We start from the raw sequence: 14,226 nt of genomic DNA, 5'->3' as shown, positions 1-14,226 counted from the left end.
TTCAACCGTTCTTTGATTTACATCCGTAGCACGTCATTTTGCTAGAAACCGCGGAGTTTTAAATTTTCAAAATGAAAATCAATATAAGAAGTCACCCTGCAAAACTCTTCTCATCTTCAGAATGGTTTTTAACTCACTGATTTTATCAGTCTAATTCTTGGTGCGCATTTTGCGTTAGTGAGTTTGTTGACTAGGGAGAGATGATGATGACTTACCGAGCAGAAATAGATGGATTAAGAGCGATTGCCGTCATATTGGTGATCTTCTTCCACGCAGACATCGAAGCGTTCGCTGGTGGCTTTATTGGCGTAGACGTGTTCTTCGTGATCAGTGGCTATTTAATTACCACAATTGTGATAAACGATTTGGATAAGAACCAATTCAGCCTTGCTGATTTCTACGAGCGCCGTATTCGTAGGATTCTGCCCTTACTGCTGCTGGTTATTGCAGTATGTTACCTACTCTCTTGGTGGTTGTTCCTTCCACATGCACACAAAGAGGTGGGCGAGTTTTCTGTGTCTTCCATTCTGTCCGCTTCTAATGTTTTGCTTTACCTCAAAGGGCACAATTATTTTGGGCTGGAAGAACAAGCCAATCCGCTCTTTCATACTTGGAGCTTAGGTGTAGAAGAACAATACTACATTGTAATCCCTCTTCTGCTTATGCTTCTGGCACGTGGCAAGCTCATGTCTTACCTGACCTTTTTCATTGCGGTGTTTGCACTAAGCCTGATGACTATTTGGTACGCCAGTGGTGATCCGGATTTCGCCTTTTACATGATTTTCTCTCGTGCGTGGGAACTGGCGGCGGGCTCTCTGATTGCCCTAGTGATGCGCAAAACCGTCATCAAACCCAACAACACCTTAGCAATGATTGGTTTAACGCTAGTTCTCGCCTCTGCTTTGTTGTTTGATAAATCAAAAGATGGCGCTGGGCTCATGCTGTTAATCCCTGTGATTGGCACCGCGCTTATTATCTTGTTCTCATCCAAAGACAACACGCTGGGTAAAGCTTTAAGTCTCAAATCGGTGGTTTTTGTTGGGTTGATCAGTTACAGCCTCTATTTATGGCACATTCCGTTGCTGGTTTTTTATCGCTACGTACTTACTGCCGGACAAGAGTTCAGCCTCGCGTTTTATCTTGTCGCTCTATTTGCCTTTTCTTATCTAACTTGGCGCTTTGTTGAAAAGCCTTTCCGAAGTCGCAAGAAAATCGGCATGAGCACACTTGCAGCCTCACTTGTGTTAGTCACCCTGCCGCTGCTTGCTTTTGGTGTCGTCGGTCATAAAAACGGAGGCTTTCCCGACCGTAGCGCTTTTTTTGAAGCCATGCGTGTAAACAATGGCTACGGCATTGCATGTAACGGTAACACCAGCATCAATGACACCTGCTCTTCATCTTCTGAGCCTACTGTCGCAGTATTGGGTAACAGCCACAGCATGGTCTTTGTTCAGCAGCTCTCAAATGACACACCAACGGGAGTTGTCCAGCTTACGCAAGATTCTTGTGCGGTGGGTTATGTCGACATGATTGCAGGAGTCAATAATCTATCGTGTCGAAGCTTCTTCACCGATGCAGTAGAAACCATTCAGAATACGCCTTCAATTCGACGCGTGGTGATTTCTTCTAACTTCAATAAAGAGCTCTCTAAGCAAGACTACCAAGCTTCGCTCACCCATCTATTGAACGAGTTAGAAGACAGAGAAATCGTTGTCTTTGGTCCGACACCTTCTGCACCGCATGCTATTGGCGAATGCTTATGGAAAGCGCAATTATTTGGTGACAACAAAGGCAATGAATGTGACTTTTCGCCGAAGCAGTCACACCCGCATCATGTAGCGACGCTGGCAACGTACTTTGACCAATTTGAACATGTCGAGTTTGTCGACCTTACTAACTACATCTGCCAACGGGGCAAATGCGCAATGAAAGTGGGCAGCAACAATGCCATGTACACCGATGCAAGCCACCTCTCTTACAAAGGCGCAGAAATTGTATTGAGTAGCTATCAGAAGGGGTTGAGTGACAATCAACAGCTGACTGTTCAGCATTAACCCAATGACAAAAGAAAGCTCAGCGCTAACCCAAACGCTGAGCTTTTTTATTTGAAGATTCGTGGGTCAAAAGCAAAATCAAGCTTCTCTGCTTTCTTCAGGATATCTTTCATCTTGGGATGATTTGGATTGACGACGTAGTTGTTGTCACGAGGAGAAATTGTCGAAGGTACTTGCAGTGCAGCGAACTCAGGATGTGGATCGTTGAGAAACTGGTCGCCAATGTATTGTGTGGATTCACTAGCAGGAATGGAGCGCCAAGTGACCGGCAAGTCTTCGTCATCCAGTGCAGCAATTAAGTACTCTGGCATTTCGATACGATACAAATCGTAAAGCTTGGTGATCGCCGGATCGTTGTTTACATGAACGAAAACTTCTAACGAGCAAAGAGATTCGGACTGAGAAAAATACAGTGCTTCGGTTCCTTTGGAGTTCCATCGCCCGCCGTACAGCTTAGCACCGATTGGGCTAAATGGAGACTCAGAGAACTTCTTTTGAGTCAGTCGATAGAGCTTCATATTACGAGAATACCCCGTGCTCTAGTCGTCCAATTAAATCTTTGACGATTTCAAAATCAACCGTGGTTGAAACCATGTCTAGTGGGCGCTTTCCACCCAAACCATAAACATTCTCTCGCATCCAACCTAGTGCGCGTTCTTCATCATCAAACAGTTCTGTTGCTAGCTTAAGTAGCATCGCTAAACGATAGATGGCATCACTCTCTTGCGTGTTGAAGCGCTCTTCGTTTTTGAGTCGACGTTTGATAGTGCTCACCGGGATCAATGTGACGTGTTGGAATTCGCTTTGAGAAAGCTTCACACGCTCGACGATATTACGGTATACCTTTGGCTCAAAGCCTTTATGCACCGCATCGGTACGGCCGGTTTCGGCATCTTCAATGCCCAGCATAAACCAAAAGTTTGCCTTATGAGGCAGCTTCGGTTTAAAGCTTTTTAATGTTGCTGTTGCCATACTGAGCTCCTATAGACCAAATGGTCTTAATATTATGGTCCATATGAGCTCAATTATCAATCGTACAAAATGCAGCCACAGTAAAACAGGCACGAATCAGAGCAAGAGAAACATTAAGGCTTGTCTACGCCTGCGTATTTCACCCCAGAAAGCAACGCCATATCGCGATTCCAAGTGGCGAGGTCGTGTTGATTGAACTTGCTGAGATCATCGTGTCCACACGCTCTTGCCATCACTTGCATCAACTCAACCGAGGCTTCAAAGAAGTTCTTCAATTGAACCGAGGCTTTATCCACATTCAACCGCTGTCTTAAGTCGGCTTTTTGTGTCGCAATGCCTGCTGGACAATTGTTTGTATTACACATTCTCGCGGCTACACAACCTATCGACTGCATCGCACTGTTAGAAATCGCAACGCCATCTGCACCGAGCGCCATCGCTTTTACAAAGTCCATTGGAACACGCAGTCCACCCGTGACAATCAACGTGACACGGTCACTCACACCTTGTGCATCCAGGTAGCGTCTTGCTCTAGCGAGAGCTGGAATGGTTGGCACGCTGATGTGATCACGGAACATAGCAGGCGCTGCGCCCGTGCCACCTCCACGACCATCCAAAATGATGTAGTCCGCACTGGCATCGAGTGCGAATTGAATATCTTCTTCGATATGGTTTGCACTGAGCTTGAAGCCTATCGGGATACCACCTGTCACTTCACGTACCCGATCTGCAAACTTTTTGAAATCTTCTGCGGTATGCAGATCTTTAAACGTCGGTGGTGAAATCGCAGATTGCCCTTCGGGAATGCCACGCACTTGCGATATTTTACCCACATTTTTATTGGCTGGTAAATGACCACCAGTCCCTGTTTTTGCTCCCTGCCCACCTTTGAAGTGGAAGGCTTGAACATTGAGCAACTTAGATTCGTCGTAACCAAATTGCGCACTCGCTAGTTCATAGAAATAACGGGAGTTCGCCGCTTGTTCTTCTGGTAACATGCCACCTTCTCCGGAGCAGATTCCGGTTCCGGCTAACTCCGCACCTTTCGCGAGTGAGATTTTGGCTTCTTCTGATAACGCGCCAAAGCTCATGTCAGAGACAAACAACGGAATTTTGAGCACTAACGGCTTCTTCGCTTTGGGACCAATTACCAATTCAGTTTTGACTAGCACATCCTCCATCAGAGGTTTGGTTGCCATTTGTGCGACCATCATTTGCAGTTCATCCCAATGTGGCAATTGGTCTCTCGGCACTCCCATCGCCGTCATCGGTCCATGATGCCCTAACTTTGATAGCCCTTCTCTTGCCAATTGGTGAATAAACTCAACTGTGGGTTCTTCTTGCGTCGCCACTGCAATTGGGATTTCGTTATGTCCGGCTTGGATACCCGGACCTTCTTGTCCCACTTGCTCAGAGGTAAACTGCTTATGCGTCCCATCACAGAAAGGCGCATTTGCGGTGTGTTTACACTGGCACAGATACGCATCTTCATCCTTTTCAGCGACAAAGCTCATGGGTTTAAAATCGGTTCCGGCATGGGAGCCATCACAATAAGGTTGGTTCTTAGATCGCCCGCATCGACAAAAGTAATATTCTTGCCCTTGCACAAGCTCAACTTTGATGGGTTTGTTATCCGCTATTACTGGTTTGCTCATTTTGCTTCCCTTTTTCAATGCCATACTCTGTGGTTGGCTTTCAGTAAGCGTAGAACAGCTCAAGTAAAGCGTCAGGGGAATAGAGATTTACCTATACTTTATGTGGGTCTCAACACTCTGGAGGCTAACATGACCATGTCAACCCGGCTCGACCACTATTTGACTGAGCACCATATTCACTTTCAAACCGTGAATCACAGTCATAGTAATAGTTCGCTGCAAAGCGGTGTTGCAGCGGGTATCCCTCTCAATAACTTGGCAAAAGGTGTGATTTTGGAAGATCACCAAGGTCGTCATATGATGGCTGTCTTGCCTGCGAATAATAAAATCAGCTTGTCTCGATTGAATGACGAGCTCAATGCTTCTTTCCATTTGATCAAAGAAAGAGAAGTCTATCGTTTGTTTACCGATTGCGATAACGGTGCGATACCTCCAGTGGGTAGCGCTTATCACATGGCAACCATTTGCGATGAAATGCTCGCCAATTTAGAGCATGTGTATTTGGAAGCAGGCGATCATAAAACCTTGATTAAGTTAGATAAAGAAGCGTTCCGCGAACTGATGGGAGAAAGTCGTTTTCTACGCTTTAGTAGTCAGGTATTTCATTAGTCTTAAGCTGCAATGAATGCGGTATCTAGAACAGGTTGGCTCTTGTTGTGATGATTTCATTTAGAATTGCTTTCGCGACAAGAGCCTTTATTCGTCCTTATCCTTGGCGTCTTTAATCTCCTCAACCAAACCCGCCCTGTCAATTCGATAATGGGCGAGATCGTGAGCAAGAAAGAGATGACCAGAATAAGCGGTTTGAGCTTCTTGCCGAATCTGCTCGATCGACACTTCCGCTTCAGGGCTGAATTGATAACGAGGACTAAAGTGAGTGAGAATCAAGCTCGGAACTTGTGTTGTCTGCGCATAACTGGCGACTTGTGAGGAATAGGCGTGACCGACTTCTCCTGCTCGCTCTTTCATCGCTTCTGAGTACGTTGATTCGTGTACCAACAGATGCGCGCCTTCAATTAGACTATCGAGCTTCTCTGGTGTGTCGTTATCACCACAAATGATCGCTTTTCTAGGAAGGTGTGCAAGCTTAGTAAACGCCTTACTCATTAGGGTTTGACCTTGGTACTCCACATCATTGCCCCGCACAAGCTCTCCCCAGATAGGTCCCCTCGGTATGTTCAATTGCTCAAGTTTTTCAATGTCTGGATACATACGAATGGCTGATTCTTCAAAACAGTAAGCAAAGCTAGGAACGCGATGAGAAAGTCCGGTAGCGGTAATCGTAAACTGACCAATTTCAATCGAATCAAACTGCTCTACTTCAATGAAGTGAAGTTCAAATGGCAGATAGAGTTTGGTGAACGCCTGAGTCGCTTCAAACCACTGTTTAATCCCCTCTGGGGCAATGATCGTCAGAGGATCTTTACGGTTATTCATGCCTGCACTGGCGAGTAAGCCCGGTAAGCCATAGCAATGGTCACCATGAATATGGGTAATACAAATAACTCGTAAATAATTAAGTGATAACGGAGTGTGTAGCAATTGGTGCTGAGTCGCCTCTCCGCAGTCAACTAGAAACCACCCTTTTCCCTTGCTCTCCAGCAAAGCAGTCGCAGAAACATTACGGGATTTAGTTGGAACCCCAGAGGACGTTCCTAAGAAATACAGCTCCATATGCCTATTCAATACTCCATTAACTACCATTATTTTAACTTACATGAATTGAAAAAGCCGTCCTACCGACGGCTTTAATGAGTGAAGTTCCGAAGCGTACGACTTACCTCATAAACAACTTTTGTAATGCTTTGATTGCCATGCCACGTCTTTCCATCAACACTCCTACACGCGGTAACCACGTTGGTGTATTTAGAATGGTTTTGGCGTGGCTAAAGGTTCTAAAACCTTCCTCGCCATGGTAGTGGCCGATACCAGATTCACCAATACCACCAAATGGCGCGTCTTCCGCACCAACGTGCAAAATCGTGTCGTTCACTCCAACCCCGCCACTGTGGGTATTACGGGTAATACGCTCAATAACGTTCTTATCTTCTGACATGACGTACAGAGCAAGTGGACGTTGATTCTGGTTGATGTAGTCGATGGCCTCTTGGATCTCACGGTAAGGCTTGATTGGCATAAGAGGACCAAAAATCTCTTCCTGCATAATGGTCATCTCTTCCGAAACATTGGTCACTAGGTGCGGATATAGTAGTCGGCCTTCTACGCTCGTCTCGGACACGGTATGTATTTCCGCGCCCTTGGCTTTGGCATCTTCCAATACTGCCTTTAAGCGATCGTACTGGCGCTGATTGATGATATGAGTAAAGCCTTGGTCGTTTTGGCCTTTGAGGTACAACGCTTCAAAACGTTGTAGAAACAGCGCGACAAATTCGTTGATTCTTCCCTCTGGTACAAAGGCATAATCTGGCGCAACACAGATTTGTCCAGCATTGATGCATTTACCAAATAGAATCGCATCAACTGCTTTGTTCAAGTTAGCGTCATCTGCCACGATCACCGGTGACTTACCACCGAGCTCCAACGTAATTGGAGTTAAATTCTCAGCAGCAGCACGAGCAACCGCGCGACCAACGTTGGTTGATCCTGTAAACAGCAGATGATCAAACGGCAATTTACTGAACGCTTGAGCAACTTCCGCTTCGCCCTCTACGACTTCAACATCTTCAGGCAATGCTCGACAAATCTCAGAAATCACTTTGTTGGCCATAGGGGTGAATTCAGAGAGTTTCATCATCACTCGGTTACCAGCTGCAAGCGCGGTCACTAATGGCGATAAACTGAGAATGACTGGGAAGTTCCAAGGCGAAATGATGCCAACCACGCCAACCGGTTGATATTCAACGGTGACTTTTGAAGGAGCAAGCAACAAACCTGCATGACGACGACTTGGCTTACACCATTTATTGAGGCGTTTCAGGGTGTAATTGATTTGCGCAACCGTCGGCAATACATCCGTCATAGCCGTATCAAATTCAGAGCGATAACCGAAATCGGCGCTTAACGCTTCCACCAAGTCTTGCTGGTTATTTAAGATGGTTTGTTTAAGGAGAGTCAGCTTTTGCTTTCTCGAATCCAAGCTCGGATAAGGATCCGTGTTGTATCCGGCTTTGAGCTTATCTAACTTTTGTTGCAGCAGTTGACCAACTTCGACGTCTACGATCGCATTCATGATTTTCTCCTTGTACCCCTGACAACTGGCAATGTCGCACTTATGTACGATTTAAACTTAACATAGGTGCAACATTGTGACTATTTAAGAGGTTAGGAAGTTAGAGTTGAAACTCAGATTTCTGTTCATTAGAGCGCAAGCTTCATTTTAAAATACGGCACTTCCGATTTGTAAAAACGTTCACCTTCTGTATGCATTCCAAAACGTTCGTAAAAGATGAGCGCCGATTCTCTTGCATCACACCAAAAATACTCAACAGGAGATAGCTTCAAGTTCACCAAAATATAGCGAACCATTGAAGAGCCAATACCTTGCCCTTGATAGTCAGGTAATATGGCGAACTTGCTCAGCCGAGCTTGATTGTCGTCAAGGTATATCGACGCAACGCCGACTAAAACGTCATCAACAAACGCACCATAATGCTCTGCTTCTTCATCACCCTCTACGTGGCAATGTTCCACAGGCTTGTTAGGCCATAATACTTGGTGTCGGATAGGCATGGCTTGCTGCCACGTGATCCGGTTAATTGCAATTTCCATATCTAAATACCAATGAGTACTCATTCATCGCTGCAATAATGGATTATCTTTTCGAACATGATAAGTTTCTTATCACTAAAACCGGAATGCAGTTTGTAATTTGTGACAAAGGCTTAAATCGAACAATTTACAACCATCACGCCCCTTTTCCAGTAGGCTCAAATTTGTTGCGGTTATGCACGCTCTTCTAGCGAATGGCTCGTCCTTGGGTGTGCTTCAAATACCAACTCATAAACTCCTAACCTCTGACGAGAGTCGAGCATTTCAAAATCATGGTCTATGTATTCCTTTAATACCGCCCCTGCTCGCTCTGCAATCTTGATGCTCGGAACATTGCCTTCCATACAATGGAATTGAACCGCACTTGTTTGCCCTCGCTCACGAACCAATGGCAATAAAACAGATAAAACGTGATCAATAATGCGATGACCATACCCCTGTTCAGCGAGCCAATATCCCACTTCCGCCACACCCGTTTCTTGGTTCACGCCTTTCAAACCGAGCACACCAACAAAGTTCTGATCGAGGCGAATGGCGAACCAATACGCCTCAAACGCATTAGAGTTAATACGTTGAGATATGTAAGCGACAGCCTCTCTGCGATTCGTGACCCAATCCGTCCAAGGCAAATATTGTGACAAGTGTTCACGGCTCTTATTCACGGCAGCAAGCAAAGGCGTCGCATGCTTTGTCAATAAAGGTTCAATGGATATGCGCTCTGTGATTTGTCGCAATTGGTGTTTTTCATATCCTTGGTACATCTGGAGAACTTGTTGACCTACTTTTGTTTAATCACTGTGAATGGTGAAGGTTTGCTTTCAACATAGTGCTTCCATACATGCTCGTATAGTTGATGTTGATTGGCAAATGGTGCGAGCTGTTTGGCTTCTTGTAATGTACACCAACGATAATCCGTATGTTCATGATTTAGCGTCACCATTTGATTCGGTTTGCAGAACAAGACAAAACAAGGAATGACCATGATTCGATTCTTGTGTGCCTCATAAAACTGTTCTAAAAAATCGGCGCTATGGAGCTCTACATCTTCGATTTGTGTCTCTTCCTTAAGCTCTCGTACGATGGCTTGCCAGCCAGTTTCGCCCTTCTTCCACACCACCAGCGACATGACACCAATAACCACCTTTGACTCGCTCTAACAACAGCATTTTCTTTATGCCGTCGAATTCGGAAATCACCACACCAGACACATGCGTTGCTTGAATAGGAATCATCCCTTTCTCCTTATGTATTTATTGTTTTTATATCTGAACGAGACAGTCTACCTTGCTTCAAGAAGATCAGGAGTCTTAATCACAAGGTGCTGATCTTTTTGTCAGTCTAGTATGCTAAAGTGCGATCTCCCTCAATAAACGAGCAGTAAGATGCCTAACTCAATCAATTCGATGATTCCCATTGGCGTGCGCTTTATGGTGCTGTCCGCTTTTGGCTTTGCACTGATGTCCGCCACCGTAAAACATGTTAGCTTGCACCGCATTCCTGTATTTGAAATCGTAGCAGCGAGGGCACTAGTCTCATTGGTGATCAGCTATCTTGATGTAAAACGCAAAGGTATTTCGGTTTGGGGTAATAATAAGCCTCTCCTTTTCGCGCGAGGCGCTGTAGGAACCATGGCTTTGATGTGCGTGTACTATTCCGTTACAACGCTACCACTAGCTGAAGCGACCATTTTCCAGTACATCCACCCTGTATTTACTGCCTTACTTGCGGTTTTCTTCCTTAAAGAACGTATCCAGTCTTCGACGTTTATCTGTATCGCCCTGTGTTTGCTTGGGGTATACGTTATGGTGAGGCCAGAAACTGGTCCAGACGCCGAACATGCTTTACCCATGTTCAGTGTGATGATCGCCATCTTAGGTGCTTTTGGTAGCTCCATCGCGTACGTAATCGTACGTAAGTTAAGTCAGACCGAAGACAGCTCGGTGATCATTTTTTACTTCCCGTTGGTGGCGCTGCCTGCATCGATTCTTTTGATTGGCGATCAATTCGTCATGCCAGATTTGTATCTGACGATGATGCTCGTTTTGGTCGGCGTCTTTACACAAATAGGACAACTGGGCCTCACGAAAGCAATGCAAACACAAGAAGCAGGAAAAGCATCGGCTTATTCTTATGTACAGATCATTTTCTCTGTCGTTTTGGGCATCGTTTTCTTTGGTGAATTACCTTCGGCGTGGACATACTTAGGTGGCGCATTAATCGTAACAGGCGCGCTGGTCAACGTATTTGGTCAGCATCTCAAGTTGCCGTTTATAAAACGATAGCAATCGCCCTTCTACTTACGTTTCGTTTGATCGAAAAAGAATAAAGCCAGAGCATCACTCTGGCTTTTCTTTTGGCTGTATTTGTACCGCTAAGCTGCGAACTTCAAACCCGCGATACCCGTAACAATGAGCAGTAAACTGATAAGCTTGATTAACGTGGCTGGCTCATTAAATAAATAGATACTGGCAATTGCGGTACCTATCGCACCAATACCTACCCAAACTCCATAAGCAACGCCTAGCGGTAACGTTCTTAGTGCGATACCCAGTAACCAAAAGCTCAACCCCATAAATCCAATAGTGAATGCAGATGGTGCAAACTTACTAAAACCTTCGGTGTATTTTAGCCCGACCGCCCATGCGACTTCGCATAGACCAGCAAGAAAAAGAATTGCCCAAGCCATTGAGAGATTCCTAACGATTGGGGTCGTCCCCGAGAAAGAAAAGAGCGGTGAGGTCGTCCTCACTTCTGTTAGACGCCTAGTATAAAGAAAAATTTCCCACTACTAAAACTCAGATGAGTAGCGAACAAAGTCTATCCAAACTGATTAATATGAAATATAAATCCAAACACATTAAATAAAATAGACATCATTATTTAACAGTTTGAATATAACCTTCTGCTGTTGAAAATGATGCATTTATTGCATTAATCACACAAAACTTGAGCGAACGTGTAACTACGCAATCGTTTGTGTGACCCAGATCGCTTACAAAAGCTACTGATAACTTTAGTATTTGCGCGAATCCAATTATAAGGTATGACATACCCATGAAATACATCAAAACTCCTCTTGCTCTCCTTGTTGGTGCAGCGCTTTTAACTGGCTGTAATGACGACACTGAATACGTAGATGTTCAACCTAAAGAAGTAAAGATCGCCACTTATAACCTCTCTTTTGATCGCAGTACTTTTGAAGACCTTGTAGCTGAAATGCAAGTAGAGCCAGCAAAACAAACTGAGCTTGTCACCGCTTACCTTGATGGCACTATCGCGGATGAAGACAAAACAATGGCTGAGAAAGTCATTCAGATCCGTAACGTTGCCGCAATCATTCAGAAGAACCGTCCTGACGTTCTTATGATGGCGGAATACAACAACGACGGTACTGGTGAGGATATGGTTGCTTTGGAAGGTTTCCAAAATAACTACCTATCTGTTGCGCAAAGCCTTAACGGTGCAGGTGGTGAAGCAAACTTAGAGCCAATCGAGTACCCTTACGCCGAGTCTTACTCAACAAACACAGGCCTAAACAGTGGTCTTGACCTAGATAACAACGGCACAGCTGGCCAGCTTCCTGGCGATGCTTGGGGCTTTGGCTTCTACCACGGCCAATACGCTTTCGCGTTGATGTCTAAATACGAGATCGACACAGAAAACACTCGTACTTTCCAAGAGTTCAAATGGAAGGACATGGAAGGCGCAGAAATCCCTAAAATCACAATCTGTGACGGTTCACAAACCATTCCAGATGGCATGAAGTGTGGTGACGATTGGTACACTGATGAAGAGTGGGACGTCGTTCGCCTGTCGTCTAAAAACCACGTAGATGCACCAATTATTATTCCTACCGAGAAAGGCGACGAAGTTGTTCACCTACTGATGTCTCACCCTACTCCACCAGTATTCGATCCAGGCAAGAACAAAGTTCAAAACGGAGCTGAAGTTGAGTTCTGGCATCACTACGTACAAGGCAAAGAATACTTTTACGATGATGCTGGCAACAAAGGTGGTCTGACAGAAGGTGCGAAATTCGTCATGATGGGTGACCAAAACCTTGATCCATTAGATGGCGACGGCTTTAGTGAAATCATGCAAGCATTCCATAACGATCCACTAGTAAACCAAGAAGTGATGAACGGTGAGCTTTACCCAACTAGCTTCGGTGCTGCAGAACACGCAGTAGATAGCAGTTCTACTCACCCAATCCCTAACCGCATCACTTCGACGTTCGGTCTGGGTGTTGACTATGCAATGCCTTCAGCAAACCTAAACGTGGTTGATTCTGGCGTTTACTGGGCTGCGTCATACGAAGAAGGTCGTAAACTGTTTAACGATGAGCGCATTGGTAAATACGGTAATGGTAAAGATGTTTCTTCTGACCACCGCATGATCTGGATTAAAGCTCAGTTCTAAAACGCGAACACGCTAACATTCAGATACAACAAAGCCTCGGTTTATGCCGCAATGTAGTTCACTTAAGCGGAGTTGCTTTGCGATTAACAGGATATCGGGTCTTTGATATTTTTACCGCCCTAGGCCGATTAGGCTTAGGGCGTTTGTCTATAAAGAGGATGGATAGATCTCCCCTGAGACTCTTTAAACGCTTAGGTGTATTGCCTGGCGATATCGCTTTACTCATCACCTTCAGTTGGCTCGCTATAAACTGACAAGCATATTTAAAGCTAATTTCATTCGGCATTCTTCCATGCTCAACCGCGGCCTGACTCGCTTCACGTCTTACTAAGTTATAACCAAGCAACAGCCCCCAGAGTTCTTGATAAACAAGGTCTACTGTTTTGCTGCGTAATACTAAGGTATTGTGTTGCATTGAGCTTTTGATATCACGATAACCCAATTCGATTTCCCAACGCTCGTGGTAGAGTTTGGCTACTGCCTTCGCGTCGTAGTTTGTTCTAGGAAGGGAGGTAAAAACGGTTTTCTGCTTACCTTGTACTTCGTAGGTCACCGCTCTGACTTGCCATTTCTCAGGTAAGCTAGGGTTCTTTTTGCGAGCTTGCGGAGAGACTTTCATTTCTATGAGCATGTCATTACTTTCTTCTTCATCTAGAAGTGTGTATTTCAGCCCCTTCCTTGCTGGTATCAACCAATGCCTATTGATACCGCTATTTTGAAGAGAGAGAAGTAAGTCTGCACCGTAAAACCCTTTATCCAGTAACGTCACAGAGTTATCTGGCAAGGAGTCGATGAAGGGCATAGCAAGCGGGATTTCACCACGCCGATAGGGGCTTATAGCGGCGTCAACGATGACATGAGAGCGGACATTCATGATAGTCACAACTCTTAGCACTGGATGCGGTGTCTGTCTGTTGCTGGAGGTATTACCCGAGCCAAAGTGCTCTCTAAGTTCGGGGGTATCTGCGGTTCGAAAAAGAGCACCGTCTACAGCAAAAACTTGTAATCCTTGCCACGTATCATCACGGTATCGTTCAAGACCCCACGTCCGCCCACATTGTTTAAACAACCACTCTGGTGCAGCTCTACCTAAACGTTGTCTTGCCTGAGTTAAAGCACTTTTTGCTAATAACTCTTCATCGGCTAAGCCATCCGCACAGACATTCATTCTTCGTGCAACTTCGGCAATAGGTTCATTACGGAAGAAGGCCATGCCGACAATTAACCACAAGACCATGTCACTTGGTAGCCGACGTCGGCGAATAGTCGCCTTATCAGAAAGACTAGCTGCCTTAACAACCCATTCATCTGGGATATGTTCAGAGAAAGTGGTGAGTTGAGCTACATCAACAGGATTTTCTTCGAGGAAATCGGCAAAACAGTTTTGGATAGACATA

At 45.2% G+C, this 14,226-nt stretch carries 13 protein-coding genes and 1 pseudogene; 4 read left to right on the top strand and 10 right to left on the bottom strand.

The genetic code is table 11. The annotated features are described in order from the left end of the window. Window positions 1–206 precede the first annotated feature (206 nt). A complete protein-coding gene (locus tag KJB05_RS22550; RefSeq protein WP_208445930.1) occupies window positions 207–2,054 on the top strand; it encodes an acyltransferase family protein in 1,848 nt (615 codons plus the stop codon). A 47-nt stretch (window positions 2,055–2,101) separates the two neighbouring features. Here the strand turns inward: KJB05_RS22550 and KJB05_RS22545 are convergent, their stop codons facing one another. From KJB05_RS22545 to KJB05_RS22535, 3 genes are all read right to left on the bottom strand, one after another. Then, the gene (locus KJB05_RS22545) at window positions 2,102–2,572 is read right to left on the bottom strand and encodes an RES family NAD+ phosphorylase (RefSeq protein ID WP_208445916.1); all 471 of its coding nucleotides are present in this window, start codon (window positions 2,570–2,572) and stop codon (window positions 2,102–2,104) included. A 1-nt stretch (window position 2,573) separates the two neighbouring features. Further along, window positions 2,574–3,026: an antitoxin Xre/MbcA/ParS toxin-binding domain-containing protein gene (locus KJB05_RS22540; protein WP_005426938.1), complete on the bottom strand. Its 453-nt coding sequence runs from the start codon at window positions 3,024–3,026 to the stop codon at window positions 2,574–2,576. Window positions 3,027–3,139: 113 nt separating this feature from the next. Beyond that, window positions 3,140–4,681, bottom strand: a complete 1,542-nt coding sequence (locus KJB05_RS22535; RefSeq protein ID WP_208445915.1) for a glutamate synthase-related protein — start codon at window positions 4,679–4,681, stop codon at window positions 3,140–3,142. Window positions 4,682–4,810: 129 nt separating this feature from the next. Here KJB05_RS22535 and KJB05_RS22530 point away from each other — a divergent pair, with 129 nt between their 5' ends. Further along, a complete protein-coding gene (locus KJB05_RS22530) occupies window positions 4,811–5,290 on the top strand; it encodes a YbaK/EbsC family protein (RefSeq protein ID WP_208445914.1) in 480 nt (159 codons plus the stop codon). An 87-nt stretch (window positions 5,291–5,377) separates the two neighbouring features. Here KJB05_RS22530 and KJB05_RS22525 read toward each other — a convergent pair whose 3' ends face one another. The 5 genes and pseudogenes from KJB05_RS22525 to KJB05_RS22505 all read right to left on the bottom strand — a co-directional run bounded on the left by KJB05_RS22525 (window position 5,378) and on the right by KJB05_RS22505 (window position 9,642). Next, window positions 5,378–6,355 (bottom strand): ribonuclease Z, encoded by a 978-nt coding sequence (locus tag KJB05_RS22525; protein ID WP_208445929.1) that lies wholly within the window; start codon window positions 6,353–6,355, stop codon window positions 5,378–5,380. Window positions 6,356–6,458: 103 nt separating this feature from the next. Continuing rightward, entirely contained in the window at window positions 6,459–7,871 is a 1,413-nt protein-coding gene (locus tag KJB05_RS22520; RefSeq protein ID WP_208445913.1) for a coniferyl aldehyde dehydrogenase, read from the bottom strand. 128 nt (window positions 7,872–7,999) lie between these two features. Then, entirely contained in the window at window positions 8,000–8,410 is a 411-nt protein-coding gene (locus KJB05_RS22515) for a GNAT family N-acetyltransferase (RefSeq protein ID WP_208445912.1), read from the bottom strand. Between the two features lie 173 nt (window positions 8,411–8,583). Then, window positions 8,584–9,171 carry a GNAT family N-acetyltransferase gene (locus KJB05_RS22510; protein WP_208445911.1) on the bottom strand — a complete coding sequence of 196 codons (588 nt, stop codon included), beginning with the start codon at window positions 9,169–9,171 and terminating at the stop codon, window positions 8,584–8,586. A 17-nt stretch (window positions 9,172–9,188) separates the two neighbouring features. After that, a pseudogene (locus KJB05_RS22505) lies at window positions 9,189–9,642 on the bottom strand (NUDIX domain-containing protein). Window positions 9,643–9,792: 150 nt separating this feature from the next. Here KJB05_RS22505 and KJB05_RS22500 point away from each other — a divergent pair. After that, a complete protein-coding gene (locus tag KJB05_RS22500) occupies window positions 9,793–10,692 on the top strand; it encodes a DMT family transporter (RefSeq protein ID WP_208445910.1) in 900 nt (299 codons plus the stop codon). An 89-nt stretch (window positions 10,693–10,781) separates the two neighbouring features. On the opposite strand, the gene KJB05_RS22495 is transcribed toward KJB05_RS22500, so the two are convergent. Continuing rightward, on the bottom strand, window positions 10,782–11,096 hold the full coding sequence (locus tag KJB05_RS22495) for a multidrug efflux SMR transporter (RefSeq protein ID WP_208445909.1): 315 nt from the start codon (window positions 11,094–11,096) through the stop codon (window positions 10,782–10,784). 368 nt (window positions 11,097–11,464) lie between these two features. Here KJB05_RS22495 and KJB05_RS22490 point away from each other — a divergent pair, with 368 nt between their 5' ends. Next, the gene (locus KJB05_RS22490) at window positions 11,465–12,829 is read left to right on the top strand and encodes an endonuclease/exonuclease/phosphatase family protein (RefSeq protein WP_208445908.1); all 1,365 of its coding nucleotides are present in this window, start codon (window positions 11,465–11,467) and stop codon (window positions 12,827–12,829) included. 58 nt (window positions 12,830–12,887) lie between these two features. Here the strand turns inward: KJB05_RS22490 and KJB05_RS22485 are convergent, their stop codons facing one another. Next, window positions 12,888–14,225: an IS4 family transposase gene (locus KJB05_RS22485; protein WP_213053074.1), complete on the bottom strand. Its 1,338-nt coding sequence runs from the start codon at window positions 14,223–14,225 to the stop codon at window positions 12,888–12,890. Window position 14,226: the final 1 nt, after the last annotated feature.

The organism is Vibrio sp. B1ASS3, from assembly GCF_905175355.1.
In the GTDB taxonomy this organism is placed as follows: domain Bacteria; phylum Pseudomonadota; class Gammaproteobacteria; order Enterobacterales; family Vibrionaceae; genus Vibrio; species Vibrio owensii.
The sequence above is the reverse complement of the archived record's forward strand: the minus strand, read 5'-3'. Positions and strand labels throughout refer to the sequence as shown.

What these genes read in the sequence shown, in the direction of transcription:
- KJB05_RS22550 (WP_208445930.1), top strand. Translation starts at nt 207, where the DNA reads ATGACTTACCGAGCAGAAATAGATGGATTAAGAGCGATTGCCGTCATA.
- KJB05_RS22545 (WP_208445916.1), bottom strand. Translation starts at nt 2,572, where the DNA reads ATGAAGCTCTATCGACTGACTCAAAAGAAGTTCTCTGAGTCTCCATTT.
- KJB05_RS22540 (WP_005426938.1), bottom strand. Translation starts at nt 3,026, where the DNA reads ATGGCAACAGCAACATTAAAAAGCTTTAAACCGAAGCTGCCTCATAAG.
- KJB05_RS22535 (WP_208445915.1), bottom strand. Translation starts at nt 4,681, where the DNA reads ATGAGCAAACCAGTAATAGCGGATAACAAACCCATCAAAGTTGAGCTT.
- KJB05_RS22530 (WP_208445914.1), top strand. Translation starts at nt 4,811, where the DNA reads ATGACCATGTCAACCCGGCTCGACCACTATTTGACTGAGCACCATATT.
- KJB05_RS22525 (WP_208445929.1), bottom strand. Translation starts at nt 6,355, where the DNA reads ATGGAGCTGTATTTCTTAGGAACGTCCTCTGGGGTTCCAACTAAATCC.
- KJB05_RS22520 (WP_208445913.1), bottom strand. Translation starts at nt 7,871, where the DNA reads ATGAATGCGATCGTAGACGTCGAAGTTGGTCAACTGCTGCAACAAAAG.
- KJB05_RS22515 (WP_208445912.1), bottom strand. Translation starts at nt 8,410, where the DNA reads ATGGAAATTGCAATTAACCGGATCACGTGGCAGCAAGCCATGCCTATC.
- KJB05_RS22510 (WP_208445911.1), bottom strand. Translation starts at nt 9,171, where the DNA reads ATGTACCAAGGATATGAAAAACACCAATTGCGACAAATCACAGAGCGC.
- KJB05_RS22500 (WP_208445910.1), top strand. Translation starts at nt 9,793, where the DNA reads ATGCCTAACTCAATCAATTCGATGATTCCCATTGGCGTGCGCTTTATG.
- KJB05_RS22495 (WP_208445909.1), bottom strand. Translation starts at nt 11,096, where the DNA reads ATGGCTTGGGCAATTCTTTTTCTTGCTGGTCTATGCGAAGTCGCATGG.
- KJB05_RS22490 (WP_208445908.1), top strand. Translation starts at nt 11,465, where the DNA reads ATGAAATACATCAAAACTCCTCTTGCTCTCCTTGTTGGTGCAGCGCTT.
- KJB05_RS22485 (WP_213053074.1), bottom strand. Translation starts at nt 14,225, where the DNA reads ATGTCTATCCAAAACTGTTTTGCCGATTTCCTCGAAGAAAATCCTGTT.